Genomic DNA, 16,616 nt, shown 5'->3' with positions numbered 1-16,616 from the left:
CTGATTTATCGCCTCGCAAGTGTCGCGTATCCGAGTGATTTAACCGAATTTCGACGTCGGACGATGCAAAAACTCATGCGCGTTGCGCGTTGCCTGTCATGCAAGCATCGATGATGCAGTGCAAAGGCGCTTACTGAAGAAATTCGGTAATCGCCGTCATCGTGGCATCCGGTTGTTCTTCCATGGGCCAGTGCCCTGCGTTCGGGACCAGGTCCGCAATTTTCGCATTTCTGACGCCCGTGGACTGATCGGATCGATCTGCTTTTGGTGCGGGTCATGCCAGTGATGCTGCGGGTGAGGATGATGCGGATGGCGCGGATGTTCTCACACTTTATTCGGATTGTGCGAAGTCCGCGCCGACAGTCGCTTGCCACGGGTTTTTTTTTCCAACGGATGGAATAAGTCCAGGGTCGCGGGCGTTATGTGAGTGAGACGGCGCTCGCAACCGCGCGCTTTATCCTCCCCAAAACGAACTGGAAATGACTATGTCCAACACGCTCCTGTCACGCCGTCAAATGCTCGCCAGCGGTTCGCTCGGCGGCGCTGCACTCGTCATGTCGAATCTCGGTTTTGCTGCAACGTCTTCGCAGACGAGCGCCAAGCCGCAAGGCAAGACGCTCGAGACGCGTGATGAGGCGGCGCTGCTTGCCTATCTGGGCGCGTCGCCGCAGTCGCTGCCGAACCTGCCCTACGCGCAGGACGCGCTGGAGCCCGTGATCTCGGCACGCACCGTCGGCATTCACTACGGCAAGCATCATCAGGCGTACTTCACGAATCTGCACAAGCTGCTCGCCGACACGCCGCTCGCCACCGCAACGCTCGAACAACTCATTCTGAAGTCGCACGGCCGCGAGGAGATGGAGGACATCTTCAACAACGCCGCGCAAGCCTGGAATCACAACTTTTACTGGAAGTCGCTCAGCCCCGTGCAAACCTCGCCTGACGAACGCCTGAGCCGCGCCATCGTCGGCAAGTTCGGTTCGTTGGAGGCGTTGTCGAAGCAATTGCTGTCGGTCAGCGCCTCGCAGTTCGGCAGCGGCTGGGGATGGCTCGTCGTCGACAAGGGCGAACTGGCGGTCGTGAAGACGGGGAATGCCGAGACGCCGTTCACGCGCAGCGGACAGCTACCGCTGCTGACCGTCGACGTCTGGGAGCACGCGTACTACCTCGACTACCAGAATCGCCGTCCCGACTATCTGGCGGAGACGATTGCGAAGAAGCTTAACTGGACGTTCGCGTCGGCCAACTACGCGCGGATTTGATATCGGTTTTCAACCCTGCGCGATTCATCTGTCGCAAATAAGGGGAGCCCTGACGTGTCAGGGCTTTCCTCATTGATACAAGCGCGCTTCATGGGCGTCGTCCGACATGCCCATCGGGGCGAAAATCTTCCGGCTGGTAAAATGCGCCTCCGCTGCAAATTCGCTGCATCTGCGCCTCAACGTCATTCATGAAGTCTCAAACGCTTCGGGAGCAGTGGCTCCCGAACCTCCCCGGTAACGTGCTTGCCGGGCTTACCACCGCCTTTGCGCTGGTGCCCGAGTGCATCGCCTTCGCGCTGGTGGCGCAAGTCAACCCGCTGATGGGCCTTTACGGTGCTTTCATCATCTGTGCGCTCACAGCCATCTTTGGTGGACGTCCCGGCATGATCTCCGGTGCGGCCGGTTCGATGGCCGTGGTGATCGTCGCGCTCGTCGTCGAGCATGGCGTGCAGTATCTGCTTGCAACCGTGGTACTCGGTGGTGTGCTGATGATGCTGTTCGGCCTGCTACGGCTCGGCAAGCTGATTCGCATGGTGCCGCATCCGGTCATGATCGGTTTCGTGAACGGACTCGCGATCATCATCGCCTTGGCGCAGCTCGAACACTTCAAGCAGGCGACGCCGCAGGGCAGCGTGTGGCTGCACGGCATGCCGCTCGCGGTCATGTGTGCGCTGGTTGCGCTCACTATGCTCATTGTCTACGTGCTGCCGCGCCTTACCAAGGCGGTGCCGCCGGCGCTCGTGGCCATCGTCGGCGTCGGGGTGCTTAGCCAGTTGCTGAACCTGCCGACGCGCACGCTCGGCGACATGGCCCACATCGCGGGCGCATTTCCGACGCTGCATCTGCCGCAAGTGCCGCTCACGCTGGAGACGCTTCGCATCGTCTTCCCGTACGCATTGCTGATGGCCATCGTGGGCTTGCTGGAGACGCTGCTGACGTTCAACCTCACCGACGAGATCACGCAAACGCGTGGCCGCCCCGATCGCGAATGCCTCGCGCTGGGCGTGTCGAATGTCGTCTCGGGAGTGTTCGGCGGCATGGGGGGCTGCGCGATGATCGGACAGACGATGATCAACCTGAGCTCAGGCGGACGCAGCCGTGTCTCGGGGGCGACGGCGGGCATCATGATCCTGCTGTTCGTGTTGTTCCTGTCGCCGCTTATCGAGCGCATCCCGCTTGCGGCGCTCGTCGGCGTGATGTTCGTCGTCGCGCAGCAGACCTTCGCGTGGGGGTCGCTGCGCGTGCTGGGCAAGGTGCCGCGCAACGACGCTTTGGTGATCGTCGCCGTGACGGTCATCACCGTCTTCACCGATCTGGCAGTGGCGGTGATGTGCGGCATCGTGATTGCGGCGCTGAACTTCGCCTGGCAGCATGCACGCGAAATTCGCGCCGAAGTGGTAGATGCTGCTAAAGGTGCCGACGGAAAAGCGGTCGATGCACGCACGTATGTCCTGCACGGTACGCTGTTCTTCGCGTCGACGGCCAACTTTCAGGACCTGTTCCGGCCGCTGTCGGATGTGCATGACGTCGTGGTCGATTGCCGCCATCTGCACGTGGCCGACCACTCGGCCATCGTGGCATTCGAGACGCTGCGCGAGCGCTATGGGAAGGCTGGCAAGAACCTGCATTTCGTCAACCTTTCTTCACGTAATCAGCACATGCTTGAGCGGGCAGGCGTGCGTCTCGCCGAGGTCTGATGCGACGCCCCGCTTCTGCGTCATTTGAACGTGTGGAGGTACGCGATCAGGTCGGCGACCTTGCGTTCGTTCCCGATGCCCCAGAAGCGCATCTTGGTGCCCGGCACGGTTTTGCCGGGATTGGCGATGAAGGTGGCGAGCGTTTTGTCGTCCCACACGAGGCCTGATTGCTTCATCTCCTTCGAGTAATCGAAGTCCCCGAGACTGCCTGCGCGACGCGTTGCCAGCCCGTTGAGTTGCGGGCCGAAGCCTGAGGCCGCCATCGGCCCGACCGAATGACACGACGCACAACGCGAAGCGAACAGCGCCTTGCCTGCTTCGATATCTCCCGCCGCGATGGCGGGCGCCGTGACGGCGGCCAGCGTCAGCGCGAAGAGACTGCCGCGCAGGCGTGCGGTGAGCGAAAGCGATAGGGCGGGGCGACAGGCGTGCGCGGTCATGGGATCGAGTCGGGCAAAAAAGACGAAAGCGAGGACGAAAGCAAGCCGCTAACTTACCCCTTTCCGTGAACCACTGCCAGTGATTCAAAAGGGCGGCGCTGCGACATCGTGTCGCGAGGTCGCGGCGACCCCCGTCGCTCCGTCGCCCCTTCGGCCGCCTTCAATGAGCCAGACGTCAAAAGGCCGTCCCTGCCGATGCCGGGACGGCCTTTCACTACGCTATCGGCCTTTACTCTCTACGCTTGCACGCTGAGCGTGCTTATACGTCGTCTTTATGCGCCGCCCTTGGTCACGCTGTCCGGCAGATCGCGGCCATGGTACTTCTTGTAGATCTCGTTGAGCTTGCCGTTCTTCAGATTGGTCTTGACCCAGTTGTTGACCCAGTCCTTGAGCGCCGGTTGGTTCTTGTTCAGCGCGATGCCCAGATCGAATTCTTTCTGCGCAAACTTCAGTTCGAGGTTCTTCGCCGGTGCGCGCTTCTGCATTTCGCCGAGATTCGACGGCGTGCTCGAGAAGATGTCGACCTGACCCGTCACCATCGACGTGATCAGCGTGGCGTCGTCTTCATAGCGCACGATCTGCGCGCCCTTGGCGTTCGCCGTGGTCAGCGTGTCGTTGACGGTCGCACGCGTAAGTCCGATGCGCTTGCCGTCCAGATCGGCGTAGCTCTTGATGTTCATGCTCTTCGGTCCACCCACGATGATCGAGATCACGGCGTACGGTGCCGAGAAGTCCACGACTTGCGCACGTTCCGGCGTGATCGACAGGTCGGCCACCACGAGGTCGGCGCGGTTCGCTTGCAGCGTTGGCACGCGTGCGGCGTTCGTCACGGACACGATATCGAGCTTCACGCCCAGGTCCTTCGCGAGCAGTTCGGCCGTCTCGACGTCCGAGCCGACCGGCTTCAGGTTGGCGTCGGCGTACGAGTAAAGCGGCGTTCCCATGGCGATGGCCACGCGAATCTTGCCCGCTTTCTTGATGTCGTCGAGCTGATCGGCAAGCGCTGCGTGGGCCACCGCGCCAAGCGCAACGGCGGCGCAGACCTGGGTGAAGAACGTCTTGAGTTTCATGCAATGGTCTCCTTCGGGTGATTGTTGTCTTGCAATGTGGACTGACGGGGCACCGGCCGGTCGCTTACAGACCGTTTGCGAGAAACGCGCGCAGTTCGGCGGTCTTCGGGTTGTCGAGCATCTCGCCCGGGCCGACTTCCCAGACCTTGCCCTGATGCATGTAGATGATCTGGTCGGCCACGCGCTTGGCAAACGCCATTTCGTGCGTGACGAGCAACATCATCATGCCGTCTGCCGCGAGGTCTTCCATCACGCGCAGCACTTCGCCCGTGAGTTGCGGATCGAGTGCGGACGTTACTTCGTCGAACAGCATGACCTTCGGCGACATGGCGAGCGAGCGCGCAATCGCTACGCGTTGCTGCTGCCCGCCCGAGAGTTGCTCGGGATAGCTGTCGGCCTTGTCCGAAAGACCGACCTGCGCGAGCACACGCTTGGCGACTTCTTCGGCTTCGCTGCGCGCCATGCGCTTTACGTGACGCAGCGCCAGCATGATGTTCTCGCGCACGCTCAGGTGCGGAAACAGGTTGTAGCTCTGGAAGACGATGCCGACTTCGCGACGCAACCGATGCAGGTCGATGGACGGATCCTCCACGCGAATGCCGCACACTTCAATGGAGCCTTCGTCGATGGTTTCCAGACGGTCGATACAACGCAAGGCCGTACTTTTGCCCGAGCCGCTGGCGCCGATGATGGCGACCATCTGACCGCGCTCCACTTCGAACGACACGCCCTTGAGCACCGGGTTGTCGCCGAAGCGCTTGTGAATTTCATTGACCTTAACGATTGCCGACATTGAGCCTGTCCTCCAGTGATGCGCTCCAGCGCGAGAGTGGGTAGCACAGCACGAAATAAAACACCCCCACCAGCGAGAACACGAGGAAGGGCTGGAAAATCGAGTTGTTGATGATCTGTCCTGCGCGGGTCAGTTCGACGAAGCCTATGACCGAGGCGAGCGACGTCATCTTGATGATCTGCACCAGAAAACCGATGGTCGGCGGCAGCGACAGACGCACTGCTTGCGGAATGATCACGAGACGCAGCGTCTGCCAGCGGGTGAACGACAGGCACTCCGCCGCTTCCCATTGCGCACGCGGCATCGCTTCGACGCAACCGCGCCAGATGTCGCCCAGATAGGCGCTCGTGTAGACCATCAGCGCGAGGGCGGCGGCCACGATCGAGGGCAGCTCGAAGCCGTACACCGACAGACCGAAGTAGACGATGAACAGCAGAATCAGCAGGGGGATGCCCTGAATCGCTTCGATGAACACTTGTGTGGGCAAACGCAGCCAGCGGCGCGGCGAAATGCGCCCGAGCATCACCAGAAAGCCACCGGCCATGCCGAGCACGAAGGCCAGGGCAGAGAGCACCAGCGTCCAGCCGATGGACTGCACCATGTACCCGAGATAGGTGAGCGAGAAATTGCCGATCATGAAGCGCTCCGTTGCGCGGTGTTGCCAGCCGAGGTGCCGGAGGTGTTCTGCGCTATGTTGGCAGCCCCTGCTGCGCGCGAGGCGGCCGCGCGGCGACGTGCGGCCTGAGCAGTTTGCGCGGCAGCGCGTCGCACGGTGCGGCGGCGCTTGAAGAAGTACTCGCCCGCCGCCCACGCCACGAGCTTCACGAGCAGCGACAGCGCCAGATAAAGTGCGGCCACGACGATGTACGTCTCAAGCGAGCGGAACGTGTCCGATTGCACCGTGTTGGCCACGGCAGTGAGTTCTTCGGCGGAGATCTGCGACGCGATGGCCGACGCCTGCATCATCAGAATGAACTGGGTCGTGAGCGACGGGTACACCTTCTCGATGGACGGCTGAAGCATCACGTGCCACGCAATGCGCCACTTCGACAGCCCCAGACACTCGGCCGCTTCGATCTGACCGCGCGGCACCGATTCGAGACCGGCGCGAATGATCTCGGCCGCATAGGCACCGATATTGATCACCATGGCAAGGACCGACGCCGTGAATGTCGGCAAATGAACACCGATGCTGGCGAGGCCGAAGTACAGCAGGAAGATCTGCACGAGGAACGGCGTGTTGCGGACCGACTCGATGTAGATCCCGCACACACGCGAGAGCAGACGGTTGGGACTGCGTTTGGCGAAAGCGACCAGTGTGCCCAGCACGGTGCCGATCACGACCGAGAAGACGGTCATCTTCAGCGTGAGCCATGCGCCTTCAAGGAAAACCGGCCAGTAAGGAGCCAGCGGGGCGAAATTCAACGAAAAATGCATGGCAAACGCCTGTCTCCGGTGACGTTCGGGGCCGACGCGCCAGGCAGCAATCGTTGCGGTCATGACATCCGCAGTCGCCGTGGTGGTCTTTCTTGTACGTCGTCATATAAGTGATGTGATTTTGCGCATCGCCCATCGGCGTTGTCAATAGTCATCCCTTGGGGGGATACCCTTGGCTATTGCCTTGATAGGACAAGGGTTAAGGGCGGTTTGCGATGGTGTGGCGGGGCGTCGCAGGTTGCGTGAAGTGCCCTCAACGTCGGGTTGACGGCGGGCGCACCGATACCCTTGTCATCGTATCTCTTGGGTGGGCATGAAGGGCGACGTTGCGGGGCATGAGGGCTGGCTCGCCGCATTGCGCAGCGGCACCGCTTTATAATCTCGCATCGCCACAAACGCAGATCGATCGTCCTTGATGGCCCATCGACGCGCGTTCGCCAATCGTCGTTTGACAGATCGCTGCCCGCACATCCCGTCCGAAATCACGACCATGACCGAGAGACAACCGCTCGTGCCGCCCGCTGGCTCCCGTTCCAGAGAAGTTCGATGACACTTTCCGCGACGGCCCTCGACGAACTCGACCGCAATCTGCTCGCGCTGCTGCGGGTGAATGCCCGTGAGAGCACGGCAAATCTGGCGCGACGTCTCGGCGTGGCGCGCACCACCGTGGTCGCGCGGCTCGGGCGGCTGGAGCAGGCGGGCGTCATCGCCGGTTACACGGTCCGGCTGGGGCAGGACGCGATCGGCGGCGGGCTGCAAGCCTGCGTGAGCATCAGCGTCCAGCCGCGCTCGGGACGCGATGTGCTGCGACGTCTGAACAAGATGCCCGAGATCCATCTGTTGTGCTCCGTGAGCGGCGAGTTCGACTATGTGGCGTGGCTGCATGCCGCATCGGCCGATCAGCTCGACGCCTTGCTCGACATCATTGGCGAGATCGACGGTGTGACCCGGACCACCACGTCGGTGGTACTCGCGCGCAAGATCGACCGGGGCGGGGTGCTGCCCTGAACGGCTTGTACCCCTAATTCGTCCCGAATTCGCCCCTAATTCTTTACTAACAATTGACGGTTATGGTGTCGGCCGCGTGACAGATCGACGGGGTCATGGTGCGTCACCGGGCATTCGGTAATTTTCCGTAACCGGATGCTAAGAATCCCGGGCAAGCCCGCCGGGGCTCGTGCAACCCTCAACATTCCCGCACTTTCCCCGTTTCCCCCCAAGTTTCCATGGTGTCGCCGGTTTGTCTGCCTGTGGCGATAGTGCTAAACTTATTGAGAATTGTTTGCATTAACTTCTCGACAAAACATTGGAGTGTGTATGCGCGTGAAATCCCTCGTGGCAGCGGTGCTGCTTGCCGGTGCGGCCACCATGGCTCAGGCCGCCGAATTCCCGATCGGCAAACCGCTCAATACGGCGGGCATGGAAATTAACACCGTGTACCTCCAGCCGATCACGATGGAACCGGCCGGCATGATGCGCGACGCCGCGAAGTCGGACATCCACCTCGAAGCCGATATTCACGCGATCAAGAACAACCCGAACGGTTACGCCGAAGGCGACTGGATCCCGGGTCTGGAAATCACGTACAAGCTTCAGAAGATGAAGGCGGACGGCAAGACGCCGGACGGCGCAGCAGTCGAAGGTCTGATGATGCCGATGGTCGCAAGCGACGGTCCGCACTATGGCGACAACGTGAAGCTCACGGGCATCGGCAAGTACCAACTGACGATGGTCGTGAATGCACCGGGCACGCTGCAAGAGTTCGGTTGCAAGATGGGCGGCACCCCGGCAGCCGGTGCGCACGCCGCGCATGGCGGCATGGGCCCGTGGTGCTTCGGCCGTCACGTCGACAAGGAAACCGGCGTGGGTCCGTGGTTCAAGCCGATCACGAAGACGGTCGATTTCACGTTCTCGGGCATTGGCAAGAAGGGCGGCTACTAAGCCGGGATAACCTGATGCAGCGTTGGTCAGACGACCAGCGCTGTTTTCATTTGGAGCACAAGGATGAATCAGCGCATCGCGCGCCTGTTGGCCACGATGGCGGCCGTGGTGGTGACCTTGTTCGGATTGGGTGCAGCGCAGACCGCGCGTGCCGACGACCTGCCCACCTTCAAGCTGGAAATGAACAACGGCAAACTCAATCCGACACGTATCGAAGTGCCGGCCGGCAAGCGCATCAAGATCGAGGTGCACAACACCGGAACGAATGCCGTCGAGTTTGAAAGTCTGCAACTGCGCAAGGAAAAGGTGCTTGCACCCGGCGCGCAGTCGTTCGTTGTGATCGCCCCGTTGCAACCGGGCGAGTACAAGTTTTTCGATGACTTCCACCAGCAGGCGCAAGGCGTGATCGTCGCCAAGTAAGTCGGCAAGCCGAACGTTGTCGTTTCAGTCACACGGTAGTACACGCATTACAAAAGGAATCACACGATGGGTCAGGTCATGTTCATCGTCTGGCGCGAAAGCGTCGAGGCATTGTTGGTGGTCGGCATTCTGCACGCCTGGCTGGCCAACCCGGATCACGGTGCGAAGCGCGGCCTGCCTTATCTGTGGGCGGGTGTTGTGCTCGGCATCGCCGCAGCGGTCGGTCTGGGCGCCGCGCTCGTCGGCTTCACCGAAGTGCTCTCGGGCGACGCGCAGGATTACTTCCAGACGGCCATGGTGCTCGTGGCCTGCGTGCTGATCGTGCAGATGGTTTTCTGGATGAAGCGCAACGGGCGAACGCTCAAGCGCGACATGGAATCGTCGCTACAGAAAAATCACGATCAGGGCACATGGTGGGGCGTGCTGGTGCTGGTCGCGCTGGCCATTGCCCGCGAAGGCAGCGAAACCGCCATCTTCCTGTACGGTCTGGGCTTCGGTCAGGGCGGCAGCGTACCGATGTCGATGTGGCTCGCCGTCGCGATCGGCTTCGCGCTGGCGCTCGTCACGTTCTGGCTACTGCAACTGGGCGGCAAGATCTTTTCGTGGCGTCTGTTCTTCCGCGTGACCGAAATCATGCTGCTGTTCCTCGCGGCCGGTTTGCTGGAGTCGGGGCTCGACCGCCTGATCTCGCTGGAGCTTGTACCGACGTTGGTCGACCAACTGTGGGATACTTCCGCGATTCTGGATGACGCCAGCCCCTTCGGTAGCCTCGTGGCTACACTGACCGGCTACCGCGCGCATCCGTCCGGCATGAATCTGTTGGTGTACGCCGTGTATTGGCTGTTCATGTGGGTGCTGCTCAAGCGGGCAGGCGCGCCGTCGGCCAAGCAGGTGAAGCCCGCGTAAGCGGGTAGTGCGCACCGGGTGGCGATCCCGCCCGGCGACGCACGTTAGTGCGCAATCAGCGCACATTCAGGCAGCACCGGACTGCACGGACACGCCGCACATGAGATCCGTCATTCCACAAGGTAATCCCCCGACGCAAGACCCGAGCAAGAGCTACGCATGAGCATCGCCATCACTGTCCCGAACCGACTGGCCCGCCTGGGCCTCTTGATGCAACGCCACGGCAAGTTGATACGTGGCGTGCAGTGGGTCATCGTGCTGGTGTATGCGTTCCTGATCTGCGTACCTGTCCTGATGCCGTTGCCGGACGAGACGGCACACATCCTCAACAACCTCACCGTTTTCGCACAGTTCACCTTCTGGGGCATCTGGTGGCCGTTCGTGCTGCTGAGCATGGTGCTGATGGGGCGCGTGTGGTGCGGTGTCCTTTGCCCGGAAGGCACGCTCTCCGAATTCGCAAGCCGACATGGCCGGGGGCGCGCGATCCCGCGCTGGATGCGCTGGGGCGGCTGGCCGTTCGTCGCCTTCGCCGGGACCACGCTGTATGGCCAGATGGTGAGCGTCTACCAGTATCCGAAGGCGGTGTTGCTGGTGCTGGGCGGCTCGACCATCGGCGCGATGGTGATCGGTTATTTCTACGGACGCGACAAGCGTGTGTGGTGCAAGTACCTGTGCCCCGTCAACGGCGTGTTCGCACTGCTGGCGCGTCTCGCACCGTTTCACTTCAAGGTCAATGAAGACGCCTGGCGTCAGTCGTACAACACCAAGGGCCACAAGATCATCCCGATCAATTGCGCGCCGCTCGTGCCGCTGCGCAATATGAAGGGCGGTGCGCAGTGCCATATGTGCGGCCGCTGCGCCGGGCATCGCGACGCTATCGAACTCACGGGCCGCTCGCCCAGCGAAGAGATCGTGAAGTACGGCGCGACGGAGAACAACAGCGTCTGGGACAGCGTGCTCGTCAATTTCGGTCTGCTCGGTGTGGCCATCGGCGCGTTCCACTGGACGGTGAACCCGTGGTTCGTCGCAACGAAGACGGAACTGGCGACGTGGCTGATCGACCGCGGCATCATGTGGCCGTTCGAGACGAATGCGCCGTGGTTCGTCTTTACCAATTACCCTGAACAGAGCGACGTTTTCAGCTGGCTCGACGGCGGCATGGTCGTGACCTACATTCTCGGCAACGGTCTCGTGCTGGGGCTGGCGTTCACGCTCATCTTCGCGATTGCGAACCGGGCAATGGGGGCGTGGCAGACGTCGCGCTTCAATCATCTGGTGCAGTCGCTGATTCCGATTGCCGGTGCGGGCGTGTTCATCGGCTTGTCGGCGACGACGGTCAGCCTGCTGCGTGCGGAACATCTGCCGATCTACTGGGCGAACGACGTGCGCGCCACCATCCTCGCCGTGACCACGTTGTGGAGCCTGTGGCTGGGCTGGCGCGTGACAGGCCGTCACGCGACGTCGATGGTGCGGCGTCTGGCGGGTATGGCCGGTATCGTGGCGGCGCTCGCGCTCGTCAACTGGCTCTGGCTGCTGATGTTCTGGATCTGGTAACGATCCGGCGCGACGGGCGCAACCGGAACAATCCGAACAATCCGAGCAATCCGAGCGAATGGCAGGGGCCGGAACGCCAATTGGCGAGCCTCCGGCCCGTGGCCTACAATAGCGCCACAAGTCTTTCTGTGTGACGCCCGCCCATGTTGCTCGCTCAACGTCTTCCGCTGTATTTCCGACTCGTTCGTCTCGACAAGCCGATCGGCACCGTGCTGCTGTTGTGGCCGACGCTCTGTGCGCTGTGGATCGCGTCGAACGGACATCCCGACCCGCTGCTGATCGTGATCTTCACGCTCGGCACCTTTCTGATGCGCTCTGCGGGTTGCGCCATCAACGATTACGCCGACCGCGACTTCGACAAGTTCGTCAAACGCACGAAAGAGCGTCCCATCACGTCGGGACGCATTCGCGCATGGGAAGCGGTGGCCGTGGCCGCTACGCTCGCCCTCGTGAGCTTCCTGTTGATCCTGCCGCTCAACGCCCTGACCAAGTGGATGTCGATTCCGGCATTGTTCGTGGCGGGCACGTATCCGTACACCAAACGCTTTTTCGCGTTGCCGCAGGCCTATCTCGGCGTCGCGTTCGGCTTTGGTATTCCGATGGCATTCGCGGCCGTGCAGGATCAGGTGCCGGTGCTCGCGTGGGTGCTGCTGCTCTCGAACGTGTTCTGGTCGCTCGCCTACGACACGGAATATGCGATGGTCGATCGCGACGACGACCTGAAGATCGGCATCAAGACGTCGGCCATCACGTTTGGACGCTTCGACGTGGTCGCCGTCATGCTCTGCTACGTGGGTGCGCTGGGCATTCAGGCGGGCGTGGGCGTGTACCTCGGCTTTGGCTGGCCGTTCTGGCTGGGCATGGCGGTTGCCGTCAGCTTCGCCATCTATCACTACTTCCTCATCCGTGGCCGCGAGCGCATGCCTTGCTTCGCCGCGTTTCGCCACAACAACTGGCTCGGTGCGGCGGTCTTTGCCGGGATCGCCGGACACTATCTGCTCACGGCGTAATGCGTCCCTAAGACATCGATGAACACGGCGCGTGAAGCGCCGTTTTCGTATGTCCCGCGTCCCGCCCTCTTATGCGGCGCCTGTGCCGGGCGCTGACGGTCGTGGCCAGCCCAGGTATTTCTCGAGCAGGGCGTCGAGTATGGCGACGGTCTGCGCATCCGGCACCCCGTCGTATCGATGCCCGGCGCAGAAGTGCATCTGGAAAGACTCGATGACGTTCTTCGTCGCCTGATCGATCTGGCCCGTTTGCGGGGTGTCGTAACCGTAGGCCAGCAATTTGGCCTGCAGCGCGCCGACATCGTCGGCATAGGGCGCACGATTTTCGTACCACTTCACGGTGTCGGCATCCGGCCATGCGCCCAGGTTGTGCTGGGTGGCCAGCGCTTCCCACGGAAACTTCGGACCGGGGTCGGTTTTCCGTCCCGGAGCGATGTCGGCGTGTCCGACGATCCGGTTCGGTGCGATCTGATGGCGAGCGGCGATGTCCGCGATCAATTCAGCGACGACGGCGACCTGAGCCGCCGGATATTCGTACCACTGGCGATTCTCCAGCGGCAATCGGTTGTCGGTGGCGGGGAATCCGAGATTGACGATTTCGATGCCGATCGACGTTCCGTTCAGCAGCCGTTCTCCGAGCCACCAACTGCGCCCTGCGTGATGCGCGAGACGGGATTCGGGAACGAGTTCGTAGATGGTGAAGCGATCGTTGTCGCCAGCGGCCTCCGGTACAAGGTAATGGGCACTGACGGCTGGCTTTCGGTTGGGCGCGGTGAGTATTTCCTTCGCTCGCTCGAATGGCAGTGCGGTGTAGTGCAAGACGAGCGTACGGATACGAGATTCGTGGTTCGGCGAAGCGTCGGTCTTTACGTCATAGGATGATTGGCGGGGCGCAGACGAACCTGAGTCTGCGGCGGGCGCACTGGCGTGAAGCGAAAGTGGGGCGCCGCTCAGTGCGGCAGAAACCGCCGTCACCTGGGTGAAAAACTTGCGGCGTGACGGCGTCGTCGACACATCGTCGGGGGTGTGTCGGGCGTGGGGCATCGTGCTTCCGGCATGTAGTGAGGGGCTGGGCAAGCGTAGCCCTCGTCGTCGGCCGGAGACTTCCGAAAAAAGCTCACGCCGATATCGCACGAGGCGATATCGGCGTGTCGGGTGATGCTCAGATGGCTCTGTTCAGGGCCGGGAATGCGTCGGCGTTGGACCGTGCGGGCGGTCGCGCGCGATCTCAGGCGATCTTACGCATCGCCCAGTTCGTCGCCGAGTTCCTTGGCGCGCGCGTTGGCGGCCTTCACACCGCGCACGATGGCGGCCTTGATCGCGTCGTTCTCGAACGAGGTGAGCGCGGCGAAGGTGGTGCCGCCCTTGGACGTCACGCGCTCACGCAGTACGCTGGCCGGTTCGGTGGAGTCGGCCGCGAGTTGCGACGCGCCCGTAAACGTTGCGATGGCGAGCTGACGCCCCTGCTCGGGCGTGAAGCCCAATTCGTGCGCCGCCTGCTCCAGTGCTTCGATGAAATAGAACACGTAGGCCGGGCCGCTGCCGGAGATGGCAGTGACGGCGTCGAGCTGGCTCTCCTTGTCGACCCACACGATCTCGCCGGCTGCGCTCAACACGCTTTCCGCGCGTTTGCGCTGATCCGAATCCACGCCGGAGAGCGCGATCAGACCGGTGATGCCCTTGCCGATCAGCGCGGGCGTGTTCGGCATGCAGCGCACGATCTGGTTGTGGCCACCGAGCCAGCGGGCCAGATCGGATGCGCGGATACCCGCCGCGATGCTGATCACCAACTGGCCGTTCAGATGCGGCTGAAGGGCTTGTGCAACATCCTTGAGCACCTGCGGTTTGACGGCCAGCACGAGCGTGTCGAAGTCGCGCAGACGATCATTCGGCGCGCTGGCGGTGTCGATGCCGTGTTGCTTGACCAGACCCTCACGGGTCGATTCGTTGACGTCGATCGCGAGAATGTCGCGCGGTGCCGTGCCGCGCTTGACGAGTCCGCCGATCAGGGCATTGGCCATGTTGCCGCCGCCGATGAATGCAATTCTCATAACCATCCTTTGCGTTGCGTACTACGTTGCGTGTTGCGTTGTGTATGACGTTGCTGCTGTGTTCGCGCCTCGCGATCAGGCCCGTGAGCCGTAATCGCGTGCGCCGAAAATCGCGGTGCCGATGCGCACCATTGTCGCACCCTCGGCCACCGCCGCTTCGAGGTCGCCGGACATGCCCATCGAGAGCGTGTCGAGCGCCAGACCGTCCGCGCGCAGGGTGTCGAAGAGTTCGCGCACCGCCCTGAACGGCTCGCGCTGACGCGACGGATCGTCTTCCGGTTCCGGAATCGCCATCAGGCCGCGCAATGTCAGATTCGGCAGCGCCGCGATGGCGCGCGCGACAGCGGGTACCTCTTCCGGCGTCACGCCGCTCTTGCTCGCTTCGCCGCTGATGTTGACCTGAAGACAGACCTGCAACGGCGGCAGATCCACCGGGCGCTGCGCACTCAGGCGTTCTGCAATCTTAAGCCGGTCGACGGAATGGACCCAGTCGAAATGCTCTGCCACCGGACGCGTCTTGTTGCTCTGCAGCGGCCCGATGAAATGCCATTCCAGCGGTTCGCCGTCGACGCGCACGTCGGCAAGCGCGACGATCTTATCGAGCGCTTCCTGGACGTAGTTCTCACCGAACGCTCGCTGACCGACGATGACCGCTTCGCGCACGGCGTCCGACCCGAAAGTCTTGGACACAGCGAGCAGGCGCACGCTGCCTGCCGGTCGTCCGGCATCGGCGGTCGCGCGGGAAATCCGGGAGAGGACGTCGTCGAGATGTGCAGCGATGGTCGACATAAGACAGATTCGGCGGGTTCGGCAGATTCTTCGGCAGGATCGGCGGGATCGGGGTTGAGCGAACGATTATAGCCGTGCACGCACCCGAGGTGCTACCCGGCAAATAACTAGGTGCTACCCGTGGCGGGCGTCCGACAAAAGTGCGGGGGAGGCGGGCCGTACGCCCGTCGGACCGGCGTTGTGGCAGACTGCGCGGTGCCAACATCCAAAGGGAGACGCCGATGAGCGCCCAACCGCAGCGCGTGCACGATTTTTCTGTCCAGACGCTCGCCGGCGAGTCCGTGAGCCTGTCGCAATATCGCGGCAAGGTCCTGCTGATCGTGAATACGGCCAGCGAATGCGGCTTTACGCCGCAGTACGCCGGTCTTCAGACGCTCTATGAGCAACTCGGCCCGCGCGGCTTCGAGGTGCTGGCGTTCCCGTGCAACCAGTTCGGCAAACAGGAACCGGGCGACGCGCAGGCGATTCGCAGCTTCTGCGATCTGCGCTTTCACGTAAGTTTTCCGATGTTCGCCAAGATCGACGTCAAAGGCCCCGAAGCCGCGCCGCTCTACGACTTTCTGACGCGGGAAAAGCGCGGCGTGCTCGGGACGAAGGCGATCAAGTGGAATTTCACCAAGTTTCTCGTCGACGCGTCGGGCAATGTGATCGCGCGCTATGCGCCGACCGCCAAGCCCGAAGCGATTCGCGCCGACATCGAGAAGCTGCTGCCCGCTTGAGCCGTCGTTCAGCAGCTTTTAGCTGGTTTTGGATGATTTTTGCGGACGTATGTGGACGTATCGCCTGCCGCAGATTTACCGGAAGCGGAGTCCGAATCGCCAGAACAGGCGTTCGAGACGTCCCGCCACCGGGCGTTGCGGCGCAACGCCGGACGGTGACGCCGCTACTTCCTCCCGGCACGCGATGCGCGCGCCGACGTCGCTCGCAAGCGTGATCCAGCCGCCAGTCTCCGTGACATAGACGTGACCTGCTGTCAGCGCGACATCGGTGTGCCAGGCACTGTCGGCCAGCCAGCGCGTCGCGGGCGTGAGCACGACTCGCCCTTGCCCGACGTGAAGCACCGTGCCCTGGCTTACGTACCCGTGGAACGACTGGCCTGGCGCGAGCGAGACGTCGGCGGGCCGGGTGGGCTGATGGGTGACAGAAGGCTTGGCCATGATGAACTCCGGTGCAGTGAACAGACGACTACAGCGTATCGGCCGCAGCGCAGCCCCGGTAGGCACACAGTCACGCTGTTTCGCCCGTAACA

General features: G+C 62.3%; 18 protein-coding genes. 9 read left to right on the top strand and 9 right to left on the bottom strand.

The annotated features are described in order from the left end of the window. Nucleotides 1–641: 641 nt before the first annotated feature. Together MB84_RS20005 and MB84_RS20000 are read left to right on the top strand one after the other, a co-directional pair. Nucleotides 642–1,262 carry a superoxide dismutase gene (locus MB84_RS20005; protein WP_425415919.1) on the top strand — a complete coding sequence of 207 codons (621 nt, stop codon included), beginning with the start codon at nt 642–644 and terminating at the stop codon, nt 1,260–1,262. A gap of 188 nt (nt 1,263–1,450) precedes the next feature. Then, nucleotides 1,451–2,959, top strand: coding sequence for a SulP family inorganic anion transporter (locus MB84_RS20000; RefSeq protein ID WP_046293032.1), 1,509 nt, complete (start codon nt 1,451–1,453; stop codon nt 2,957–2,959). Nucleotides 2,960–2,979: 20 nt separating this feature from the next. On the opposite strand, the gene MB84_RS19995 is transcribed toward MB84_RS20000, so the two are convergent. The 5 genes from MB84_RS19995 to MB84_RS19975 all read right to left on the bottom strand — a co-directional run bounded on the left by MB84_RS19995 (nt 2,980) and on the right by MB84_RS19975 (nt 6,699). Beyond that, nucleotides 2,980–3,399: a c-type cytochrome gene (locus tag MB84_RS19995; protein ID WP_084009889.1), complete on the bottom strand. Its 420-nt coding sequence runs from the start codon at nt 3,397–3,399 to the stop codon at nt 2,980–2,982. Between the two features lie 272 nt (nt 3,400–3,671). Further along, complete coding sequence (locus tag MB84_RS19990) at nt 3,672–4,469, bottom strand: transporter substrate-binding domain-containing protein (RefSeq protein ID WP_046293031.1); 798 nt, start codon at nt 4,467–4,469, stop codon at nt 3,672–3,674. Nucleotides 4,470–4,533: 64 nt separating this feature from the next. Then, nucleotides 4,534–5,262 carry an amino acid ABC transporter ATP-binding protein gene (locus tag MB84_RS19985; protein ID WP_046293030.1) on the bottom strand — a complete coding sequence of 243 codons (729 nt, stop codon included), beginning with the start codon at nt 5,260–5,262 and terminating at the stop codon, nt 4,534–4,536. Next, nucleotides 5,246–5,899, bottom strand: coding sequence for an amino acid ABC transporter permease (locus MB84_RS19980; protein WP_046293029.1), 654 nt, complete (start codon nt 5,897–5,899; stop codon nt 5,246–5,248). Before MB84_RS19980 ends, MB84_RS19985 begins: the two co-directional genes overlap by 17 nt. Next, the gene (locus MB84_RS19975) at nt 5,896–6,699 is read right to left on the bottom strand and encodes an amino acid ABC transporter permease (protein WP_046294036.1); all 804 of its coding nucleotides are present in this window, start codon (nt 6,697–6,699) and stop codon (nt 5,896–5,898) included. Before MB84_RS19975 ends, MB84_RS19980 begins: the two co-directional genes overlap by 4 nt. 546 nt (nt 6,700–7,245) lie before the next feature. Between MB84_RS19975 and MB84_RS19970 the strand changes: the two genes are divergently transcribed. From MB84_RS19970 to ubiA, 6 genes are all read left to right on the top strand, one after another. Then, nucleotides 7,246–7,707 (top strand): Lrp/AsnC family transcriptional regulator, encoded by a 462-nt coding sequence (locus tag MB84_RS19970; protein WP_039401071.1) that lies wholly within the window; start codon nt 7,246–7,248, stop codon nt 7,705–7,707. A gap of 309 nt (nt 7,708–8,016) precedes the next feature. Continuing rightward, nucleotides 8,017–8,640, top strand: coding sequence for an iron transporter (locus MB84_RS19965; protein WP_046293028.1), 624 nt, complete (start codon nt 8,017–8,019; stop codon nt 8,638–8,640). Nucleotides 8,641–8,703: 63 nt separating this feature from the next. Beyond that, nucleotides 8,704–9,060: a cupredoxin domain-containing protein gene (locus tag MB84_RS19960; RefSeq protein WP_084009888.1), complete on the top strand. Its 357-nt coding sequence runs from the start codon at nt 8,704–8,706 to the stop codon at nt 9,058–9,060. A 66-nt stretch (nt 9,061–9,126) separates the two neighbouring features. Continuing rightward, nucleotides 9,127–9,966, top strand: coding sequence for an FTR1 family iron permease (locus tag MB84_RS19955; RefSeq protein WP_046293027.1), 840 nt, complete (start codon nt 9,127–9,129; stop codon nt 9,964–9,966). 159 nt (nt 9,967–10,125) lie between these two features. After that, nucleotides 10,126–11,520 (top strand): 4Fe-4S binding protein, encoded by a 1,395-nt coding sequence (locus tag MB84_RS19950; RefSeq protein ID WP_211279319.1) that lies wholly within the window; start codon nt 10,126–10,128, stop codon nt 11,518–11,520. Nucleotides 11,521–11,663: 143 nt separating this feature from the next. Further along, complete coding sequence (gene ubiA / locus MB84_RS19945) at nt 11,664–12,530, top strand: 4-hydroxybenzoate octaprenyltransferase (RefSeq protein WP_046293026.1); 867 nt, start codon at nt 11,664–11,666, stop codon at nt 12,528–12,530. A 69-nt stretch (nt 12,531–12,599) separates the two neighbouring features. On the opposite strand, the gene MB84_RS19940 is transcribed toward ubiA, so the two are convergent. The 3 genes from MB84_RS19940 to MB84_RS19930 all read right to left on the bottom strand — a co-directional run bounded on the left by MB84_RS19940 (nt 12,600) and on the right by MB84_RS19930 (nt 15,367). Further along, on the bottom strand, nt 12,600–13,571 hold the full coding sequence (locus MB84_RS19940) for an N-acetylmuramoyl-L-alanine amidase (RefSeq protein ID WP_084009887.1): 972 nt from the start codon (nt 13,569–13,571) through the stop codon (nt 12,600–12,602). A 194-nt stretch (nt 13,572–13,765) separates the two neighbouring features. After that, nucleotides 13,766–14,578 (bottom strand): pyrroline-5-carboxylate reductase, encoded by an 813-nt coding sequence (gene proC / locus MB84_RS19935; RefSeq protein ID WP_046293025.1) that lies wholly within the window; start codon nt 14,576–14,578, stop codon nt 13,766–13,768. Between the two features lie 75 nt (nt 14,579–14,653). Further along, nucleotides 14,654–15,367, bottom strand: coding sequence for a YggS family pyridoxal phosphate-dependent enzyme (locus tag MB84_RS19930; protein WP_046293024.1), 714 nt, complete (start codon nt 15,365–15,367; stop codon nt 14,654–14,656). A 221-nt stretch (nt 15,368–15,588) separates the two neighbouring features. On the opposite strand from MB84_RS19930, the gene MB84_RS19925 reads away from it, so the two are divergent. Then, nucleotides 15,589–16,086 (top strand): glutathione peroxidase, encoded by a 498-nt coding sequence (locus MB84_RS19925; protein ID WP_046293023.1) that lies wholly within the window; start codon nt 15,589–15,591, stop codon nt 16,084–16,086. Nucleotides 16,087–16,161: 75 nt separating this feature from the next. Here MB84_RS19925 and MB84_RS19920 read toward each other — a convergent pair whose 3' ends face one another. After that, nucleotides 16,162–16,524, bottom strand: coding sequence for a hypothetical protein (locus MB84_RS19920; RefSeq protein WP_046293022.1), 363 nt, complete (start codon nt 16,522–16,524; stop codon nt 16,162–16,164). Between the last annotated feature and the right edge of the window lie 92 nt (nt 16,525–16,616).

The organism is Pandoraea oxalativorans (genome assembly GCF_000972785.3).
Classification (GTDB): domain Bacteria; phylum Pseudomonadota; class Gammaproteobacteria; order Burkholderiales; family Burkholderiaceae; genus Pandoraea; species Pandoraea oxalativorans.
Note: the sequence above shows the minus strand (reverse complement) of the source record. Positions and strands in the feature narration are given on the sequence as shown.